The organism is Algoriphagus lutimaris, from assembly GCF_017051705.1.
Lineage (GTDB): Bacteria > Bacteroidota > Bacteroidia > Cytophagales > Cyclobacteriaceae > Algoriphagus > Algoriphagus lutimaris.
On sequence record NZ_JAFIDJ010000037.1, the window covers coordinates 1 to 285 of the forward strand.

Annotated in this window: 1 protein-coding gene; it reads right to left on the minus strand. The window is 68.8% G+C overall.

Annotation, left to right across the window (positions count from 1 at the left end; genetic code table 11):
- On the minus strand, positions 1-285 hold a 285-nt coding region (locus JYB62_RS19685; RefSeq protein ID WP_317194691.1), incomplete at both ends, for an RNA polymerase sigma factor.

Sequence of the window (285 nt, forward strand, 5' to 3'; positions counted from 1 at the left end):
GGTCCTCGGGCCGCCGCCGGAAGCGACGTCGCGCGTCCTTGAGCGCATTGGATCCGATAGAAATGACCCAGGTACGAAAGCTCGCCCCGCCGCGGAACCCGGCAATCTTTCGGAACGCGCGGAAGAACGTGTCCTGGACCAGGTCGTCCACGTCGTCGCCCGCACCCGCAGCGGCCAAGTACCTCGCCACCGCCTGCGCATGCCTCCGCACGAGCTCGGCGGCTGCCGCTTCGTCGCCCCCTCGCCACGCCTCGATGAGCTCTGCGTCGGAGGGCGATGTCATCT